The sequence below is a fragment of the Rhodococcus rhodochrous genome (assembly GCF_014854695.1).
In the GTDB taxonomy this organism is placed as follows: domain Bacteria; phylum Actinomycetota; class Actinomycetes; order Mycobacteriales; family Mycobacteriaceae; genus Rhodococcus.
On sequence record NZ_CP027557.1, the window covers coordinates 3,003,699 to 3,025,877 of the forward strand.

Below are 22,179 nucleotides of genomic sequence, written 5' to 3' on the forward strand. Positions count from 1 at the left end.
GCCCCTGCACGCGATGTCGGGGGACACACGCCGATCACGGCCAACAACATCGCTTTCGGAGGGGACATGTCGCTGCGACACCGTCGTCCGCAGATACCGGCCGGCGCTTTCCCGTTGTCGTCCGCGCAACGGGCCATCTGGTTCGCGCAGCAGCTCGCACCCGAGGTACCCGTGTGCATCGCGCAGTATGTGGATCTGCGCGGCACCCCGGACCTGGATCTGCTGCGTCGCTGCGGATATCGCGCCGGCGCCGAGTTCCAGTCCGCCTATCTGCGGGTCGTCGACGTCGACGGCGAACCCGTCCAGTACGTCGACCCCACCGTCGAGGACCGCAACGAGATCCGGCTGCTCGACTTCCGCGGCGCACCCGATCCGATGGCGGCGGCGCACGAGTGGATGACCGCCGACTACGCCACCCCGGTGGATCTGGCGCACGACCTGCTGGTGAACATGACGATCCTGCAGGTCGCCGACGACCGGTTCCTCTGGTACGCCCGCATCCACCACGTCGCCCTCGACGGATTCGCGGCGATGACCATGGTCAACCGCATCGCCGCGCTGTACACCGCGGCGATCGAAGGCCGCGAGGCGGAGCCGTCCAAGGCCGCCGACCTGCGCGCCCTGTACGACTGGGACCGCGACTACCGCACCTCCGAGCGCTACCGCACCGACCGCGACTACTGGATCGAGCGGGTCGCCGGACTCGAGGACGGCTCGACCCTCGCGCAACGCGACGCCCCCACCGCGGCGGTGTCGCTGCTGTCGAGCCACACCCTCCCCGACGAGCTCGTCGACGCGCTGACCGCAGTGGACGACGAGCCGGGACTGTCGTCGACGGCGGCGGTGATCGCGGCATTCGCGTGCTATCTGGCGCGGATGACCGGCCGCGACGACGTGATGATCAACCTGCCGGTCTTCGCCCGCACCACCGCGATGGCCCGCCGCTCCGGCGGCATGCTCGTCAACACCGCGCCGCTGCACATCTTCCTCGAACCGGGCGACACCCGCACCGATCTGGTGCGGCGGGTGCAGCTCGAACTCACCGGGGCGCTGCGGCACCAGCGGTTCAGCCTCGAGGACATCCGCCGCGAGACCGGCGCGGCCGGCGATCCGTATCGCTATGCCGGGCCGATGGTCAACGTCATGCTGTTCCGGCAGGAGATCGTGCTCGGCGCCATCCGCGGCGAATTCCACATCATGACCTCCGGTCCCGTCGAGGACCTGTTGGTCAACATCTATCAGAGCGGCGACCCGGCCCGGACCTTCCTCGACTTCCGCGGCAACCCCCACCGCTACGACGAGGACGAACTGCGCACCCACCACGACCGGTTCGTCGAACTGCTCGACGACTTCCTGCGCAGCGCCCCCGACCGCGCGGTCGCCGCGATCCATCCGGCCAGCGTGACCCTCGGCGAGCAGCGCCGCCGCGCCGCGGCCGCCGCCGGTTTCTGGCGCGAACGCCTCGCCGACGCCCCCGAACGACTCGAACTGCCCCGCCCGGTCACCGAACCCACCGACGACACGCCCATCGACGCCCAGGACCGCCTGGCGGTCACCGCCGCGGCGCTCGCCGCGCGCTTCGCCACCACCGAGGGGGGCGCCCCGGACACCACCGTCGCCGCGGTGCTGCACGCCGCCACGGCGGCGCTCACCGCCCGGCTGACCGGCCACGACGACGTCCTCGTCGGGGTGGCCCGCGACGGGCGGGTGCTGCCGCTGCGCGTCGTCGTGGACCCGGCCGAACCCTTCGCCGAGTTGGTGCGGCGCGTGCGCACCCTCGACGCGGACCTGTCCGCCCACACCGATGTCGACCCGGCCGTGCTCGCCGACCTCGGGCCCGCATGCCCGGTGGTGCTCGCCCTCGACGACCCGACCCCCGCCCCTGCGGAGGCGGTGCTGCGCGTGGCGATCGACACGACCGGCACCACCTTGCAGATCCGCACCGGCTACCGGCCCGAGCAGGTGGACGCGCACACCGCCACCACCACCGGCCGGCGACTCGGCCGCGCCCTGACCGCGGCGCTCACCGACCCGCACCTGCCCACGGGGGATCTGCCGTTCGTCGGCGGCGACGAGGTCACCGGGCTGGTCCCGGCGCACGGCGACCCGGCGCGCTCCGCGCAGACCCTGCCGGAGATCCTGTGCGCGGTCGCCGCGGTCGTGCCGGACACCGAGGCGGTGGTATGCGAGGACCGGCGCATGACCTACGGCGAACTCGACACCTGGTCCAACCGGCTCGCCCGCGTCCTCATCGACGCCGGGGCCGGACCGGAGACCTTCGTCGCCGTCGGCATCGCCCGCTCCCTCGAATCGGTGGCGGTGATCTGGGCGGTCGCCAAGTCCGGGGCCGCCTTCGTGCCCGTCGACCCGAAATATCCGGCCGAACGCATCGAGTACATGCTCACCGACTCCGGGGCGATCCTGGGCCTGACCACCGCCGCGCACCGCGACGAGCTGCCCGGCACGGTGCCCTGGCTCGTCCTCGACGATCCGGATCTCGACGCACGGATCGCGCAGGCCGGTGATGAGCCGGTCACCGACGACGACCGGCCGGGCACGCTGCTGTTCGACCATCCCGCCTACCTGATCTACACCTCCGGCTCCACCGGCCGCCCCAAGGGCGTGGTGGTGCCGCACCGCGGCCTGGCGAACCTGTCGGCGACCCTGCACACCCGCCTGGCCCCGCCCCCGGCGGCGCGGGTCTCGCATTTCTCCTCGCCGAGCTTCGACGCGTCGATCTTCGAGTACATGACCGCCTTCGGCATCGGCGCGACCCTGGTGGTGGTGCCCGCCCACATCTACGGCGGCGACGAACTGTCCGCGCTGCTGCGCCGCGAACGGGTCACCCACCTGTTCTCCACCCCGGCCGCGCTGGCGTCGGTGGACCCGACCGGCGTCGAGTGCGAGGCGGTCACCGTCGCGGGTGAGGCGTGCCCGCCGGAACTGGTGGCGCGCTGGGCACCGGGGCGGCGGATGTACAACGCGTACGGTCCCACCGAGACCACCATCGTCTGCAACATCACCGACATGCTGGTGCCGGGGGAGACCGTCACCATCGGCCATCCGGTGTGCGGCATCGACGAGCTGATCCTCGACGGTCGGCTGCACCCGGTGCCGGCCGGGGTCGCCGGGGAGCTGTACATCGCCGGCCCCGGCGTCACCCGCGGCTATCACGACCGGCCCGGCCTGACCGCGACCCGCTTCGTCGCCGACCCCTTCGGCCCGCCCGGCTCGCGCATGTACCGCACCGGCGATGTCACCCGCTGGCGTATCCGCGACCCGCGCCATCCCGCCCGTTCGGTGACCGTCGAATATCTCGGCCGCTCCGACTTCCAGGTCAAGATCCGCGGCTTCCGCATCGAACTCGGCGAGATCGACGCCGCGCTGAGCGACCGCCCGGACGTCGCCTTCGCCGTCACCCTCGGCCGCGCCGCACCCTCCGGGGAGCAGATGCTCGTCTCCTATGTGCTGCCCGACGCCGGCTGCACCCTCGACCCGGAGCAGCTGGCCGCGGCGCTGGCGGCGCGGCTGCCCTCCCACATGGTGCCCGCCGCGATCATGGTGCTCGACGAGATCCCGCTGACCGCCGTCGGCAAACTCGACCGCAAGGCACTACCCGAACCGGTCTTCACCGGCGCCGGCGGGGCGGCGACGATGTCGCCCACCGAGACCGCGCTGGCCGCGATCTTCGCCGACCAGCTCGGTGTCGCCGAGGTCGGCGCCGACGACAGCTTCTTCGAGCTCGGCGGCAACTCGCTGGTCGCCACCCGGGTGATCTCGCGCATCAACGACGCCTTCGGCACCGATCTGGGGGTGCGGTCGCTGTTCGAGGCCCCCACCGTGCGGGCGCTCGCGGCGAACCTGCCCGCCGGTGACGACGTCGACCGGCCCGCCCCGGCGCCGGTGCTGCCGCGCCCGGACCGCATCCCGGTCTCCGCCGCCCAGCAACGCCTGTGGTTCGTCGACCAGCTCGACCCGTCCTCGGCCGCCTACAACATCCCGGTCGCGCTGCGACTGCGCGGCGCCCTCGACCAGGCGGCGCTGGTCGCCGCGACCCGCGATGTGCTCGACCGGCACGAGGCACTGCGCACCGTCTACCCGGCCACCCCGGCCGGGCCGATCCAGCAGGTGCTGCCCGTCGACGCGCTCGCCGTGGACCTGACCCCCACGGCCACCGACGATCTCGACGCGGACGTCGCGGCGGTGGTCGCGGCCGGTTTCGATGTCACCGTCGACCCGCCGCTGCGGATGCGACTGTTCCGTGTCGCCGACGACGAGCACGTGCTCGCCGTGGTGGTGCACCACATCGCCGCCGACGGGGCATCGCTGGCGCCGCTGTCGCGGGATCTGGTCACCGCCTACGCCACCCGCGCCGCCGGCACCGCCCCGGACTGGGCGCCGCTGCCGCTGCAGTACGCCGACTACACCCTGTGGTTCGCGGATCTGCTCGGCGACGTCGACGACCCGGCCTCCCGCGCCGCCCGGCAACTCGAGTACTGGCACGAGATCCTCACCGCCGCCCCCGATCTGCTGGCGTTGCCCACCGACCGGCCGCGCCCGCCGCAGCAGTCCTTCCGCGGCGCGAGCGTCGACGTCGAGATCGCCCCGGAGCTGTACGGGCGGATCCGGCAGCTCGCCCACGCCCACACCGCCACCGAGTTCATGGTCGTGCACGCCGCCCTGGCGGTGCTGCTGGCCCGGCTGTCCGGCGGCGACGACATCGTCGTCGGCACCCCCGTCGCCGGGCGCAGCCACCGCCACCTCGACGACCTGGTCGGCATGTTCGTCAACACCGTCGCGCTGCGCACCGCGGTGCCCGCCGAACTGTCCTTCGCCGAGTTCCTCACCGCGGTGCGCGACACCGACCTGGCGGCCTTCGCACACACCGACCTGCCGTTCGACCGGCTCGTCGACGCCGTGGTGCCGGCCCGCTCGGCGGCCTATTCGCCGCTGTTCCAGGTGATGCTCGCCTTCGCCGACACCACCGGCGCGCACCTGACGCTGCCCGGCCTGGACGTCGACATCGCCGAGATCGACACGCACACCACCAAGTTCGATCTGCACCTGCAGCTCGGTGCGGTCGCCGACGGCGACGGCCGCACCCACGCGCTGCGCGGCGCGTTGTCCTACGCCACCGACCTGTTCGACCCCGCCACCGCCGCCGCGATCGGGCAGCGCCTCGTGCGGCTGCTCGAGACGGTCACCGCCGATCCGGCGGTGCCGGTCGGCGACGTCGATCTGCTCACCGCCGACGAACGCCGCACCGTGCTCGACACGTGGAACGCCACCGCCGCCGACGCCGGTCCCGCCACCACCCTCGGGGCACTGTTCGCCGCGCAGGTCGCCGCGACCCCGCACGCCCCGGCCGTCACCGTCGACGGCCGCACCCTCGGCTACGCCGAATTCGACGCGGTCACCAACCGGCTCGCGCGGCGGCTGCTGCGCGCCGGCGCCGGACCGGACCGGGTGATCGCCCTCGCCGCACCACGGTCGCTGGATCTGCTCGTCGGCATGTACGCGATCGTCAAGAGCGGCGCCGCCTATCTGCCGCTCGACCCGGACCATCCCGCCGAGCGGCTGCGCTACGTCCTCGACACCGCCGCCCCGATCGCGGTGCTCACCACCAGTGACGTCGCCGACGCCCTGCCGGACACCGGCGCCGAGGTGCTGCGCATCGACCGGCTCGACCTCGACGACGAATCTCCGGCTGCCCTCACGGCGGCGGAGCGGCCGGAGCCGACCGGCGCGCATCTCGCCTACGTGATCTTCACCTCCGGCTCCACCGGCCGCCCCAAGGGCGTGGCGGTGCCGCACGCGGCGATCGTCAACCGGTTGCGCTGGATGCAGCACACCTATCCGCTGACCGCCGAGGACACGGTGGTGCAGAAGACCCCCGCCACCTTCGACGTGTCGGTGTGGGAATTCTTCTGGCCGCTGCAGGTCGGGGCGCGCCTCGCCGTCGCCGCCCCCGGCGGGCACCGCGATCCCGGTTATCTGCTGCGGCTGTTCGCCGAGGAGCAGGTCACCGTGGCGCATTTCGTGCCGTCGATGCTCGCGGTGTTCGTCGACGCCCTGCATGGCCGGGACCGGGATCCGCTCGCGTTGCGGCACGTGTTCGCGTCGGGGGAGGCGCTGCCCGCCGAGACCGCCGCCGCGCTGCGGGAGGCGCTGCCGCACACCGCCCTGCACAATCTGTACGGGCCCACCGAGGCCGCGGTGGACGTCACCGCCTGGACCACCACCGGCACCGACCACGGGTCGGTGCCGATCGGGCTGCCGGTGTGGAACACCCGCACCTACGTGCTCGACGCGCGGCTGCATCCGGTGCCCGCCGGCGCCGCCGGCGAGCTGTATCTGGCCGGCATCCAGCTCGCCCGCGGCTATCTCGACCGCCCGGGCCTGAGCGCCGACCGGTTCGTCGCCGACCCGTTCGGGGCGCCGGGGGAGCGGATGTACCGCACCGGGGATCTGGCCACCCGCCGCGCCGACGGTGCCCTGATGTACCTGGGGCGCACCGACTTCCAGGTCAAGATCCGTGGTCTGCGCATCGAGCTCGGCGAGATCGAGCAGGTGCTGCGCGCCCGCGACGAGATCGGGCAGGCGGTGGTGCTCGTCCACCACGGCGCCGACGACCGGCTCACCGGCTATCTCGTGCCCACCCCGGGGCGCAGCATCGACACCGCCGCGGTCACCGCCGATCTGGCCGCGCAGCTGCCGGACTACATGGTGCCCGCCGCCCTCGTCGTCCTCGACGCGCTGCCGGTCGGCCCCAACGGCAAACTCGACCGCACTGCGCTGCCCGCCCCGCCGGCCCCGACCGCCGCCGGTGGCTATCGGGCGCCGCGCACCCCCACCGAACAGCTCGTCGCCACCGTCTTCGCCGACCTGCTCGGCGTCGGCCGGGTCGGCGCCGACGATCACTTCCTCGACCTCGGGGGCACCTCCCTGCTCGCGATGCGCGCCGCCGCCCGGCTCGCCGCGGACACCGGCGGTGAGCTCGGCATCCGGGAGATCTTCGACCATCCGGTCGTCGCCGATCTCGCCGCGCACCTCGACCAGCCCGACCGCACCGGCGCCGGGCGCGGCGCCCCGGTGTGCGGGCCGCGCCCCGACCCGGTCCCGCTGTCCCCGGCGCAGCAGCGGATGTGGTTCATCAACCAGTTCGACACCACCTCCCCGGCCTACAACATCGCCGTCGCCCTGCGCCTGACCGGCCGGCTCGATCAGGCGGCGCTGCAGCACGCCATCGGCGACGTCGTCGCCCGGCACGAATCGCTGCGCACCCGCTATCCGCTCACCGATGACGGGCCCGTGCAGGTGGTGGTGCCCGCCGGCGCCGCCGTGCCGGATCTGGCGGTGCTCACCGTCGACGACGGCACCGACCTCGACAGCGAGCTCACCCCGATCCTCGCGGCCGGATTCGATGTGGCCACCGAGATCCCCATCCGCATCCGGGTGCTCGCCCTGGCCGAGGACGAGCACGTGCTCGTGCTCGTCGCCCACCACATCGCCGCCGACGGTTTCTCCATGGGGCCGCTGGCCCGCGACGTCATCGCCGCCTACAGCGCCCGCCACGCCGGGCAGGGCCCGCAGTGGACGCCGCTGCCGGTGCAGTACGTCGACTACACCCTGTGGCAGCACCGGGTGCTCGGCGACGACACCGACCCGACCTCGCTGGCTGCCGAACAGCTCCGGTTCTGGCGCGCAGCGCTCGCCGGCGCCCCGGAACTGCTCGAACTGCCGCTGGACCGGCCCCGCCCGGTGCAGCCGTCGCGGCGCGGCGCCTGCATCCCGTTCACCCTCGACGCCGCCGCGCACCGCCGGCTGCTCGACATCGCCCGCGCCCACGACGCGTCGGTGTTCATGCTGGTGCATGCCGCACTGACGGTGCTGCTGGCCCGCCTGTCGGGCAGCGACGACATCGTCGTCGGCACCCCCGTCGCCGGTCGCGGTCACCGCGCCCTCGACGACCTGGTCGGCATGTTCGTCAACACCGTGGTGCTGCGCGCCCGGGTCGACGACGACGAGCCGTTCACCGCGCTGCTCGACCGCATCCGCACCGGCGACCTGACCGCCTTCGGGCACACCGAGGTGCCGTTCGAGCGGCTCGTGGAGGTCCTCGACCCGCCCCGCTCGACCGCCTACACCCCGCTGTTCCAGGTGCTGCTCGAATTCCAGGACACCGAACGCCCCGAGATCGAACTACCCGATCTGTCGGTGCGGGTCCTCGATCTCGATCCGATGCTGGCGCTGTTCGACCTGCAGTTGTCGATCGCCGAGACCACCGACGCGGACGGCCCCGCCGGTATCCGCGCGTCGTTCACCTACGCCACCGACCTGTTCGATCCCGCCACCGTCGCCTCGTTCGCCGACCGGTTCGTGCGCATCGTCGAGGCGGTCACCGCCGTCCCCGACATCGCGGTCGGCAGCATCGACATCGTCACCGACCGGGAACTGGCCGATCTGACCCCGGCGCGGGGCCTGCCGCCGGTCTCCCCGCAACTGTGGCCGGAACTGCTCACCTCGATCGCCGCGATCCTGCCCGACGCGGTCGCCCTGCGCTTCGCCGACCGGCAGGTCACCTACGCCGAACTCGACGCCTGGTCCACCCGCGTGGCGCGGCTGCTCGTCGACGAGCACCGGATCGGCCCGGAAACCGTGGTCGCGCTGGCGTCGACCCGCTCGGTCGAATCGGTCGCGGTGGTGTGGGCGGTCACCAAGACCGGCGCGGCGTTCGTGCCCGTCGACCCCGCCTACCCGCCGGAGCGGGTGAGTTACATGCTCACCGACAGCGCCGCCGTCCTCGGCATCACCACCGCGGCGCACCGCGACGCGCTGCCCGTGCAGGTGCCGTGGCTGGTGCTCGACGACGACGCCGTCGCCGCCCGGATCGCCGCGACGAGCGACGCGCCGATCACCGACGCCGACCGCACCGCCGCGCTGCACTTCGATCACCCGGCCTACCTGATCTACACCTCCGGTTCCACCGGCCGCCCCAAGGGCGTGGTGGTCACCCACCGCGGCATGACCAACCTCAACGCCGAGGTGCGCAGCCACTTCACCATCACCCACCGGGCCCGCGTCTCGCACCTGGCGTCGCCGAGCTTCGACGCGTCGATCTTCGAGTTCACCAAGGCGTTCTGCGCCGGCGCCACCCTGGTGATCGTGCCGCCGGACGTCTACGGCGGCGACGAACTCGCCCGGCTGCTGCGCGAGGAGAAGGTCACCCACGCCTTCATCACCCCCACCGCGCTGGCGTCCCTCGACCCCACCGGACTCGACGACCTCGAGGTGCTCGTCGTCGCCGGTGAGGCCTGCCCACCGGAACTGGTGGCGCGCTGGGCGCCGGGACGGCGCATGTTCAACGGCTACGGTCCGTCCGAGGCCACCATCGAGACCAGCGTCAGCCCGCAGCTGCGGCCCGGGCACACCGTCACCATCGGCGGCCCCGCCGTCGGTTTCCACCAGACCGTCCTCGACGACCGGCTGCGGCCCGTCCCCGTCGGGGTGGCCGGCGAGCTGTACATCGCCGGGCCGGGCGTGGCCCGCGGCTACCATCGCCGCCCCGACCTGACCGCCGTCCGGTTCGTCGCCGACCCCTACGGCGCCCCCGGCGAACGCATGTACCGCACCGGTGATGTGGTGCGGTGGCGGCACGACGGCACCGTCGAATATCTCGGCCGCTCCGACTTCCAGGTCAAGGTGCGCGGCTTCCGCATCGAACTCGGCGAGATCGACGCCGCCCTCACCGCCCACGACGCGATCGCCTTCGCCCACACCATCGGGCACACCGCACCCAGCGGCGACACCGTGCTCGTGTCCTACGTGCTGCCCGATACCACCGACACCACCGCCGGGGAGATCGATCCGCGGGCGCTGCGCGCCTGGGCCGCGGCGCGGCTGCCCGGCCACATGGTGCCCGCCGCGGTGGTGGTGCTCGACGAGCTGCCGCTGACCCCGGTCGGCAAACTCGACCGCCGTGCCCTGCCGGTGCCGGACCTGACCCGGCTCGGCGGCGACTACCGCGCCCCGAGCACCGATCTCGAGGCCACCGTCGCCGAGATCGTCGCCGAGGTCCTCGGGCACCCGCAGGTCTCCGTCGACGACAACTTCTTCGATCTCGGCGGCAACTCCCTGATCGCCACCCGCGTCGTCGCCCGCCTCAACGCCGCGCTCGGCACCGACGCCGGGGTCCGCGCCCTGTTCGAGGCCCCCACGGTGCGGGCGCTCGCCGCACGGATCCTCGACGATCACGGCGGGCACGGGCGGGTGCCGCTGGTCGCCGCCGAGCGGCCCGAACGGTTACCGCTGTCGCCGGCGCAGCAACGCATGTGGTTCGTCAACCAGTTCGACACCACCTCCGCCGCCTACAACATTCCCCTGGCGATCCGCCTGTCCGGCCGCCTCGACGTCGCGGCGCTCACCGCGGCGGTGCGCGACGTGCTCGACCGGCACGAGAGCCTGCGCACCTGGTATCCCGGCGACGACCAGGGTCCCCGCCAGGTCGTCGTCGACACCGACCGGGTGCTCGGCGCGCTGACCGCCCGGCCGGTCACCGCCGAGGAACTGCCCACCGAACTCGGCGAGTTCATCGGTGCCGGTTTCGACGTGGCCGCGGCCGTGCCGGTGCGGCTGCGGCTGTGGCGCCTGGACGAGCACGCCCATGTCCTGGCGGTGGTGGTGCATCACATCGCCGCGGACGGCTCGTCGATGGCGCCGCTGGCCCGCGACCTGATGCTCGCCTACACCGCCCGCACCGGCGGGACGGACCCGGACCGGGCACCGCTGCCGGTGCAGTACGCCGACTACGCCCTGTGGCAGCGCCGGCTGCTCGGCGACCCGGACGACCCGACCTCCCTCGCCGCCGCGCAGCTGCGCTTCTGGCGCGACACCCTCGCCGACGCCCCCGAACTGCTGCCGTTGCCCACCGACCGGCCGCGCCCCACCCAGCGCAGCTTCCACGGCGCCCTGCACCGCTTCACCGTGCCCGCCGACGTGCAGCGGCGCCTCGAGGCGCTGGCCGCCGAGCACGACACCACCGTGTTCATGGCCGTGCACGCGGCGTTCGCGGCGCTGCTGGCCCGCCTGACCGGCACATCCGACATCGTCATCGGCTCCCCGGTCGCCGGTCGCGGGCACCGCGCCCTCGACGACCTGGTCGGCATGTTCGTCAACACCGTGGTGCTGCGCACCCCCGTCGACGGGGCCCTGTCGTTCACCGACCACCTGCACCGCACCCGCGAGATCGACCTCGCCGCCTTCGGGCACACCGAGCTGCCCTTCGAGACCCTCGTCGACGTGCTGGCCCCGGCCCGCGAGACCGACCGGTCCCCGCTGTTCCAGGTGGTCCTCGAATACGGCAACACCGAGCAGGCCCATCTGGTGCTGCCCGAACTCGAGGTCGACGCCCTCGACCCGGAACTGCCCGTCGCCAAGTTCGACCTGCAACTGACCCTGCAGGACACCGACCCGGCCGGGGTGGGGGAGACCGGCGGGATGCCGGCGGCGTTCACCTATGCCACCGATCTGTTCGATCCCGACACCGTCGCCTCGTTCGCGCAGCGGCTGGTGCGGTTGCTCGACGCGGTCACCGCCGACCCGCACCGCCCCATCGGCGACGTCGATCTGCTCACCGAGGACGAACGTCCCACCGCCCCCGCTCCGTTGCGCCCGGCCGCAGAGACCCTGCTCGATCTGTACGCCCGCGGCGCCGGACTCGACCCGGCCGCGATCGCGGTCACCGCCCCCGACGGGTCGCTGCGCTACGACGCACTCACCGACCGGGTGCAGCGCCTGGCGCGGCTGCTCGTCGAGCACGACGCCGGACCGGACCGGCTCGTCGCGGTCGCGTTGCCGCGCGGCACCGACCTGATCGTCGCGCTGCTCGCCGTGCTGCACAGCGGCGCCGCCTATCTGCCCATCGACGTGGCGTTCCCGCCGGACCGGCTCGCGTACATGTTCGACGACGCGGCCCCGGTGTGCCTGCTCACCACCGCCGAACACGCCACCGCCCTGCCCCCGCACACCCCACCGGTCGTGGACCTGCACGACCCGGCGGTGCGCACCCGACTTTCCGAGATGCCCGGTGGCGGTGACGGATTGCCGCGCGTGCACCCGGATGCGGCGGCGTACGTCATCTACACCTCCGGGTCCACCGGCCGCCCCAAGGGCGTGATGGTGCCGCACCGCACCGTCGTCACCCTGCTCACCGACACCACCGAGATGTTCGGTGTCGACGCCTCCGATGTGTGGACGTTGTTCCACTCCTACGCCTTCGACTTCTCGGTGTGGGAACTGTGGGGCGCGCTCGCCCACGGTGGCCGGCTCGTCGTCGTCGACTACCACACCGCCCGCAACCCGCAGGAGTTCCTGGCGTTGCTGCGCCGCGAACGCGTCACCGTGCTCAACCAGACCCCGACGGCGTTCTACCAGCTCATCGACGCCGACCGCGCCGCCGGCACCGACCTGCCGGCGCTGCGCCGGGTGATCTTCGGCGGGGAAGCCCTCGACTTCGGGCAGCTCGACCGCTGGTACCGGCGCCACGACGACACCGCCCCGACGCTGGTGAACATGTACGGCATCACCGAGACCACCGTGCACGTCACCGCCCGCACCATCACCCGCGACCTCGCCGCCACCGCCGCGGCGAGCCTGATCGGCCAACCACTTCCGTCGCTGCGCCTGCACATCCTCGACAACCGGCTGCATCCGGTGCCCACCGGGGTGATCGGCGAACTGTACGTCTCCGGCGCCCAACTCTCCCGCGGCTATCTGCACCGCCCGGATCTGACCGCCACCCGGTTCGTCGCCGACCCGCACGGCGCCCCCGGCGACCGGCTCTACCGCACCGGGGACCTGGCGCGCCGCACCCGCGACGGCGAGATCGAATATCTCGGCCGCGCCGACTTCCAGGTGCAGCTGCGCGGATTCCGCATCGAACTCGGCGAGATCGAAGCGGCGCTGCTGCGCGCCCCCGGTGTCGGCCGCGCCGTGGTCGTCGTCCACACCGACGACGCCGCCGGCACCGGGCGTCTCGTCGGCTACGTGGTGCCCGAGACCGGCCACGATCTCGACGTCGACGTGGTGCTCGACCACGCCGCCGGGGAACTCGCCGCGTACATGCTGCCGTCCACCCTGGTGGTGCTCGACACGCTGCCGGTCACCGCGACCGGCAAACTCGACCGACGCGCGCTGCCCACCCCCGACTTCGCCGCCCGCACCACCGTCTCCCGCGCCCCGGCGCGCGGCCCCGAAACGGTGCTGGTGGAACTGTTCGCCCAGGTACTCGGCCTGCCGACGGTGGGGGTGGACGATTCGTTCTTCGCCCTCGGCGGCGATTCGATCATGTCCATCCAGCTGGTCTCCCGCGCCAAGGCCGCCGGCCTGGACCTGACCCCCCGCGAGGTGTTCGAACACAAGACCCCCGCCGCGCTCGCCGCCGTCGTCGGCACCACCACCCCCGCCGAGACCCTCGCCGAGCTGCCCGGCGGCGGGGTCGGGGACATGCCGCTACCGCCGATCGCGCACTGGATGCTCGACCGCGGCGGCAGCATCGGCCGCTACTCGCAGGCGGTGCTGCTGCGCCTGCCCACCGGACTGGACGCGACCACGCTGCGGGCGATCGTCACCGCCGTCCTCGACCGGCACGACATGCTGCGCGTGCAACTGCGTCCGGCGCCGGACGCCCCCGGCGGACACGTGCTGCACGTACCCGCCCCGGGCAGCGTCGACATCGACACCGTCGTCCACCGGGTGCCGGTCACCAGCGCCGCCGACAGCGACGACTTCTTCGCCCTGGCCGCCACCGAACTCGACGCCGCCGCCGACCGCCTCGACCCGCACCACGGGGCGGTGGTGCAACTGGTGTGGTTCGACGCCACCAGCGGCGCCGGCCGGTTGCTCATCGTCATCCACCATCTCGCCGTCGACGGAGTGTCCTGGCGCATCCTCGTCCCCGACCTGGCCGCCGCGTGGGCGTCCGCTACGACCGGCAGTGCTGCCCTCGCCGGCACCGCCGGCACCGGTGCGCTGCTGCCCCCGCACACCGGCACCAGCGTGCGCCGCTGGGCCCACGCCCTGCGCGACGCCGCCCCCGAGCGCCGTACCGAACTCGACTTCTGGCGCGGAGTGCTCGACGGACCGAACCCGCCGCTCGGGCACCGGACGTTCGATCCGGCGCGCGACACCAACGCCACCGTCACCACCGTCGCCACCGAACTGCCCATCTCGGTCACCGAGGCGCTGCTCACCGCCGTGCCCACCGCCTTCCACGGCGCCGTCGACCACGGGCTGCTCACCGCGCTCGCCCTGGCGGTGGCGGCGTGGCGCCGCGACCGCGGCCACGACCCGACCTCGCTGCTGCTCAACCTCGAAGGGCACGGCCGCGACAGCACCGCCGCCGCCGGCGCCGACCTGTCCGGCACCGTCGGCTGGTTCACCACCATCCACCCGCTGCGCCTGGACCTGACCGGCATCGACCTCGACGACGCGCTCGCCGCCGGCCCGGCCGCCGGTCGCGCCGTCAAGACCGTCAAGGAACACCTCGCTGCCGTCCCCGACCACGGCACCGGCTTCGGGCTGCTGCGCTATCTCGACCCCAACACCGCCGCCGACCTGGCGCACGCGCCGGCCCCGCAGGTCAGCTTCAACTATCTCGGCCGCCCCACCGCCGGGGTCACCGACACCGACACCCCCTGGCTGCCCATCGACGGCTTCCCGCGCGGTGGGGCGCAGAGCCCGGACATGCCCGCCGCCGCGGTGCTCGACATCAACGCCGTCACCGCCGACACCCCCACCGGTCCGGTGCTCAAGGTGCACTGGTCGTATCCGGCCGGGCTGCTCGACGACGCCGACGTCACCGCCCTCGCGCACCACTTCGCCACCGCCGCCACCGCGCTGACCCGGCACACCCGCAGCCCGCACGCCGGGGGCCTGACCCCCTCGGATCTGCCGCTGGTGCGACTGCACCAGGACGTCATCGAACGCCTCGAGCAGCGCTACGGGCGCCTGGACACCGTGTGGCCGACCGCGCCGCTGCAGACCGGTCTGCTCTTCCACGCCCTGCTCGCCGGGGACCGCCCCGACGCCTACATCGTGCAGCTCGTGCTCGACCTGCGCGGCGAGGTCGACGCGAGCCGGATGCGCCGCTCCCTGCAGCTGCTGCTCGACCGGCATCCGGCGCTGCGCGCGGCGTTCCCCGCCGCCGGGGACGGGCACGTGCAGGTCATCCCCACCCACGTGGAGGTGCCGTTCACCGTCGCCGACACCAGTGACGACCCCGACCCCGACGACGCCGCCGCGCAGCTGCTCGCCCTCGATCGGCGCACCCGCTTCGACACCGAGACCGCGCCGCTGCTGCGCGCGACCGTCGTGCACACCGGCCCGGGCCGGCACCTGCTGGCATTGACGAATCATCATCTGCTGCTCGACGGCTGGTCCACCCCGGTGCTGATCCGGGAACTGCTGATGCTCTACGCCACCGACGCGGACCAGCGGGCACTGCCGCCGGCACCGCACTACGGCAGCTACCTCACCTGGCTCGCCGACCGTGACCCGCAGGCCTCCCTCGACGCCTACCGCCGCGCCCTCGCGGGGGTGGACGAGCCGACCCTGCTCGCCCCGCAGCACCGGCCCGGCACCACCGCCGGGATCTCCGAGGACCTCGACCTGGACCTGGACACCGGCCTGTCGGTGCGGCTGCACGACACCGCCACCGCCCGCGGCGTCACCGTCAACACCCTGGTGCAGACCGCCTGGGGTGTGGTGCTCGGCGCGCTCACCGGCCGCACCGACGTGGTGTTCGGCGCGACCGTCTCCGGGCGGCCGCCGCAGATCCCCGGCATCGAGGCGATGGTCGGGTTGTTCATCAACACCGTCCCGGTGCGCATCACCGTGCGGCCCGGCGACACCGTCGGCGGGCTCGTCGACCGGGTGCAGGCCGAACAGGTCGCGCTGCTCGATCACCACCATCTCGACCTGGGCACCCTCGACCGGCATCTCGGGGCCGCGGTGCGGTTCGACACCCTCACCGTCTTCGAGTCGTATCCGGTCGAACGCGCCGGCCTCGACCGCGACACCGACCTCGGTGGCATGCGGGTCGCCGACATCACCGGCCGCGACGCCGCGCACTACCCCCTGTCGGTGGTCGTGCACACCGACACCGCGGTGCACCTGCGCATGAAGTACCTGCCGGAGGTCTTCGACGGCGACGCCGTCACCGCGATCGCCGCACGCATCACCGCCGTGCTCGACGCCCTGACCGGCGACCCGGCCGCCCCGATCACCACGCTGCCGGCGCTCACCACCGCCGAGCAGGACGCGCTGCTGCCGGTGCACGGACCGGCCGGGGGCAGCGACATCGCCCTGCCGCACCTGCTGGCCGCGACCGCCGCCGCACACCCGGATCAGCCGGCGCTGCGCGACGGGGAACGGGTGCTGACCTACCGCGACCTCGACGAACGCTCCACCCGGCTGGCGCGGATGCTGCTGCGCCACGGCGCCGGCCCGGAAACCTTCATCGCCGTCGGCATCGCCCGCTCCGTCGAGTCGGTGACCGCGATGTGGGCGATCACCAAGACCGGCGCGGCGTTCGTGCCCGTCGACCCGCGCTATCCGACCGAACGCGTCGCGTTCATGCTCGACGACTGCGGCGCCACCGTCGGCCTGACCACCACCGCGCACCGCGACCAGCTCCCGGACACGGTGCCGTGGCTGCTGCTCGACGACCTCGACCGCGACGCCGCGGGGGAGAGCACCGCCACGATCGACGACACCGACCGCCCCGTCGCGCTGCGGCTCGATCACCCCGCCTACCTGATCTACACCTCCGGCTCGACCGGCCGCCCCAAGGGTGTGCTCACCACCCACCGCAGCCTGGAGAACTTCGCCCGCGATCAGCGCGGCCGCTTCCACGCCGGTCCCGGCGCGCGGGTCATGCACGTCTCGTCGCCGAGCTTCGACGCGTCGATCTTCGAATACCTCCTCGCGTTCGGGTCCGGCGCCGAGCTGGTGGTCGTGCCCCCGCACATCGTCGGCGGCGCCGAACTCGGCGCGCTGCTGCGCGAGCAGCGGGTCACCCACGGGTTCATCACCCCCGCCGCGCTCGCCTCCCTCGATCCGGCGGATCTGACCGCCTTCACCGATCTCGCGGTCGGGGGGGAGGCGTGGCCGGCCGATCTGCAGGCCACCTGGGCGCGCGGGCGGCGTCTCGTCGACGCCTACGGACCCACCGAAACGACCATCATGGCCGCGATCAGCGACCCCCTGGGGGTCGACGACCCACTCACGCTCGGTGGTCCGCTGCGCGGGGTGCACGCCGTCGTCCTCGACACCGCGCTGCGGCCGGTGCCGTTCGGCGCCGTCGGCGAGCTGTATCTGGCCGGCTGGGGCCTGGCCCGCGGCTATCACGCCCGGCCCGCGCTGACCGCCGCCCGGTTCGTCGCCGACCCCTACGGCGCCCCCGGCGAACGCATGTACCGCACCGGGGATCTGGTGCGCTGGGTCGGTGACCTCGACCGGCGGGATCTGCGCATCGACTATGTCGGGCGCAGCGACTTCCAGATCAAGATCCGCGGCTTCCGCGTCGAACTCGGCGAGATCGACGCCGTGCTCGCCGCCCACCCGGCCGTCGGATTCGCCGCCACCGTCGCGCACCGCGCGCCGAGCGGGGAGACGGTCCTCGTCGCCCACCTGCACCCGACGCCCGGCGCCGACATCGACCCGGTCGCGGTGAAAACCCATGTCGCCGAGCGTCTTCCGGCGCACATGGTGCCCACCGTGGTCAGTGTGCTCGACGAGATCCCGCTGACCCCGGTCGGCAAACTCGACCGCGCCGCCCTGCCGGCACCGGAGCTGACCGCCGGCGACCGCCCGGCACCCACCGACCCGCTCGAGTCGCTCGTCGCCGACGAACTCGCCGACGTGCTCGGCCTCGACCGGCTCGGCGTCGACGACAACTTCTTCGACCTCGGCGGCAACTCGCTGCTCGCCACCCGCGCCGTCGCCCGCCTCGGTGACCGGCTCGGCCGACCCGTACCGGTGCGCGCACTGTTCGAAGCTCCGACCGTGGCCGCGCTCGCCGCGCACCTCGCCGACCGACCCGCCCCCGAGAGCGAGGAACCCGCCGCCGGCACCGTCCTCGGCCCGGTCGCCGGCCCGCGCCCCGAGCACATCCCGCTCTCCCCGGCGCAGCAGCGACTGTGGTTCATCAACCAGTTCGACCCGACCTCCGCCGCCTACAACATCCCCCTGGCCATCCGATTGTCCGGGCACCTGTCCCCGGCCGCGCTCGGCGCCGCCCTGCACGATGTGCTGGCCCGGCACGAGAGCCTGCGCACCGTCTACCCGGCGTCGGCGGCCGGACCGCACCAGCGGATCCTCGCCGCCGCCGACGCCCCGCTGCCGCTGGACGTGGTGCCCGCCGGGGAGGACACCGTGCACACCGCCATCGCCGATTTCCTCGGCGCCGGCTTCGACGTCACCGTCGACATCCCGGTGCGGGCGCGGGTGTTCTCCTTCGGCCGTGACGACCATCTCGCCGTGCTGGTGGTGCATCACATCGCCGCCGACGGCGGTTCGACCGGTCCGCTCGCCCGCGACCTGATGATCGCCTACGCGGCCCGCAGCCGCGGGGAGACCCCGGCGTTCGGGCCGCTGCCGGTGCAGTACGCCGACTACACCCTGTGGCAGCTCGACCGGCTCGGTGACCCGGACGGCCCCGGCACCCTCGCCGCCGACCAGACCACCTACTGGCAGCAACGCCTCGCGGGGCTGCCGGAGGTGCTGCCGCTGCCCACCGACCGGCCCCGGCCGCCGCAGCAGTCCTTCCGCGGCGACATCACCCGTTTCACCGTCGACGCCGATCTGCTCGCCCGGCTGCAGCAACTCGCCGCCGCCCGGCACAGCACCGTGTTCATGACCGTGCACGCGGCGTTCGCGGTGCTGCTCGCGCGGCTGTCCGGCAGCGACGACATCGCCGTCGGCTCCCCGGTCGCCGGTCGCGGGCACCGTGCCCTCGACGATCTGGTGGGCATGTTCGTCAACACCGTCGTGCTGCGCACCGCGGTGCCCGCACACGCGTCGTTCACCGAGCTGCTCGCCGCCGTCACCGACAGCGACCTCGATGCCTTCGCACACGCGGATCTGCCCTTCGACCGGGTCGTCGACGCCCTCGCCCCGGCCCGCTCGACCGCGCACTCGCCGCTGTTCCAGGTCTCGATCGAATTCCACACCGCCGAGCTGCCCGCGGTGGAGCTGCCGCACCTGAGCGTGCAGGGCGTCGCCCTCGACCCGACGGTGTGCAACTTCGACCTCGAACTGCTCGTCGGGGAGAACACCGAGGGTGGTCTCGACGCCGCTTTCGTCTACGCCACCGACCTGTTCGACGCCGAGACGGTGCGGGGCTTCGCCGACCGGTTCGGCCGGCTGCTGCACGCGATCGCCGCCGACCCGCACCGCCCCGTCGGTGATCTCGACCTGCTCACCGCCGCCGAACACACCGCCCTGGTGCCCGCGATCGGACCCGAGGCCGAACCGGCGGTGCTGTGGCCGCAGCTGCTCGACACCGCTGTTGCCGCCGCCCCGGATGCCGTCGCGGTCGTCGACGGCGACCGAAAGGTCACCTACCGCGAGCTCGACGCCCGCGCGCACCGGCTCGCGCGGCACCTGCTCGACCGCGGCGCCGGACCCGAACAGGTCGTCGCCCTGGCGATCCCGCGCTCGCTCGAGTCGGTCACCGCGGTGTGGGCGACGGTGCGCAGCGGCGTGGCGTTCGTGCCGGTCGACCCCACCTATCCGGCCGACCGCATCGCCTTCATGCTCGACGACAGCGCTGCCCGCATCGGCATCACCGTCGCCGCGCACCGCGCTGCACTGCCCGACGAAGTGGACTGGCTCGTCCTCGACGACCTCGACCTGACCGAAGGGCCGGTCGCACCCGTCGACGACGCGGACCGGCCGACGGTGCTGCGCCCGGATCATCCGGCCTACCTGATCTACACCTCCGGCTCCACCGGCCGCCCCAAGGGCGTGGCGGTCACCCACCGCGGCCTGGCCTCCCTGGCCCGGGAGGAACGCGAGCGGCTGCAGGTCACCGCCGCGGCCCGGGTGTCGCATCTGGCGTCGCCGAGCTTCGACGCGTCGATCTTCGAGCAGATGATGGCGCTGTGCGCGGCGGCGACGCTGGTGGTCGTGCCGCCGCAGGTCTACGGCGGCGACGAGCTCGCCGCGGTGCTGCGTGCGCAGCGGGTCAGCCACGCCTTCATCACCCCCACCGCGTTGGCCTCGCTGGATCCGGACACCGTCCCCGAGCTGCACACCCTGCTCGTCGCCGGCGAGGCATTGCCACCGGAGCTGGTGGCGCGCTGGGCGGCGTCGCGGCGGGTGATCGACGCCTACGGTCCCACCGAGGCGACGATCATGACCTCCCTCGGTGACCCGCTCACCGTCGGTGAGCCCGTCACCATCGGCACGCCCAGCCGCGGCTTCCGCGCGCTGGTCCTCGACGGACGGCTCCAGCCCGTGCCCGTCGGGGTGGCCGGGGAACTGTATGTCGCCGGGCCGGGTCTGGCCCGCGGCTACCACGACCGGCCCGCGCTGACCGCCGCCCGGTTCGTGCCCGACCCCACCGGTTCGGGGGAGCGGATGTACCGCACGGGGGATCTGGTGCGGTGGACCGCCGATCATCGCCTCGACTACGTCGGCCGCACCGACTTCCAGGTCAAGATCCGCGGCTTCCGCGTCGAACTCGGCGAGATCGACGCGGCACTGGCCGCGCACCCGCAGGTGGTCTTCGCCCACACCCTCGGCCACACCGCCCCGTCCGGTCAGGCGGTGCCGGTGTCCTACCTCCGCCTCGCCCCGGACGCCGATGTCACCGCCGCCGAGGTGAAAACCTTTGTCGCGCAGCATCTTCCGCCGCACATGGTGCCGGCGGTGATCACCGTGCTCGACGACATCCCGCTCACCCCGGCCGGCAAACTCGACCGCGCCGCGCTGCCCGCCCCCGTTTTCACCGCCCCGGCCGGGGACTACCGGGCACCGAGTACCGACCTCGACACGCTCGTCACCGACCTGTTCGCCGAGCATCTCGGTCTCGACCGGGTCGGGGTCGACGACGACTTCTTCGATCTCGGGGGCACCTCGCTGCTGGCCACCCGGCTGCTGCCGGCACTCGGGGAACGACTCGGGCGGCGGGTGCCGATCGCGTCGATCTTCACGCACCCGACCCCGGCGGAACTCGCCGCGCACCTGAGCAGCGGCGAGTCCGAGGCGAGCAGCGACATCGACGAGGCGTTCGGGGTGCTCGTGCCGCTGCGCCCCGGCACCGGCACCGCACTGTTCTGCATCCATCCCGCCGCGGGACTGGCCTGGCCGTACAGCACCCTCGCGCACCGGCTCGACGACGACCGGCCCGTCTACGGACTGCAGTTGCCGGCGCTGTCCGGTGGTCCGCGGCACGACACCATCACCGCGCTGGCCCGCCACTACGTGCGGGAGATCCGCCGGGTGCAGCCGCACGGCCCGTATCACCTGCTGGGCTGGTCGCTCGGCGGGGTGGTCGCGCACGCCGTCGCCGTGGAACTGCGCCGCGCCGGGGAGATCGTCGACACTCTCGCACTGCTCGACAGCCACCTGCTGGTCGGGGCGTCCCCGGCCGTCGGCACCCGCGACATGCTGCGCGATCTCGGTCTTCCCGTCGACGACGGTGAGCCGAGCTTCGAGCACGCCGCCGCGGTGCTCGACGAGGCGTTCGGCGGCGGCACCGGATTGACCGCCGCCCACCTCGAACGGTTGCACGCCGGCTCGACCGACACCGCCCGCGCCGCGCGGCGGCACGAACCGGACACCTTCGACGGGGACGCGTTGTTCTTCACCGCGGCCCGCTCGGAGGCCCCGGTTCCGGCGGTGGCGGCCTGGCACAACGTGATCGCCGGGGAGATCCACCAGTACCGGCTCGACTGCGACCACCACGAGATGGTGAGCGCCCGCGCGGTGGAGACGATCATCGCGGTGCTGTCGGCGCGGCTGACCGAGAGCGACGCGACACTGCGCCGGTGGGGGCGGATCGAAGTGCAGGCCGCCGGACGCAACGGGAACCGCCGCAACTGACCCACGTCATGCACGCAATGCATGATCCGAGATGCACATTATGAGTTGGATTAATTTTCGGGGGGGCGATTC

General features: G+C 73.2%; 1 protein-coding gene. It reads left to right on the forward strand.

Going from position 1 to position 22,179, the window contains the following annotated elements; translation table 11 throughout:
• The first annotated feature begins 66 nt into the window (after positions 1-66).
• Positions 67-22,107 (forward strand): non-ribosomal peptide synthase/polyketide synthase, encoded by a 22,041-nt coding sequence (locus tag C6Y44_RS14055; protein WP_192378471.1) that lies wholly within the window; start codon positions 67-69, stop codon positions 22,105-22,107.
• Positions 22,108-22,179: the final 72 nt, after the last annotated feature.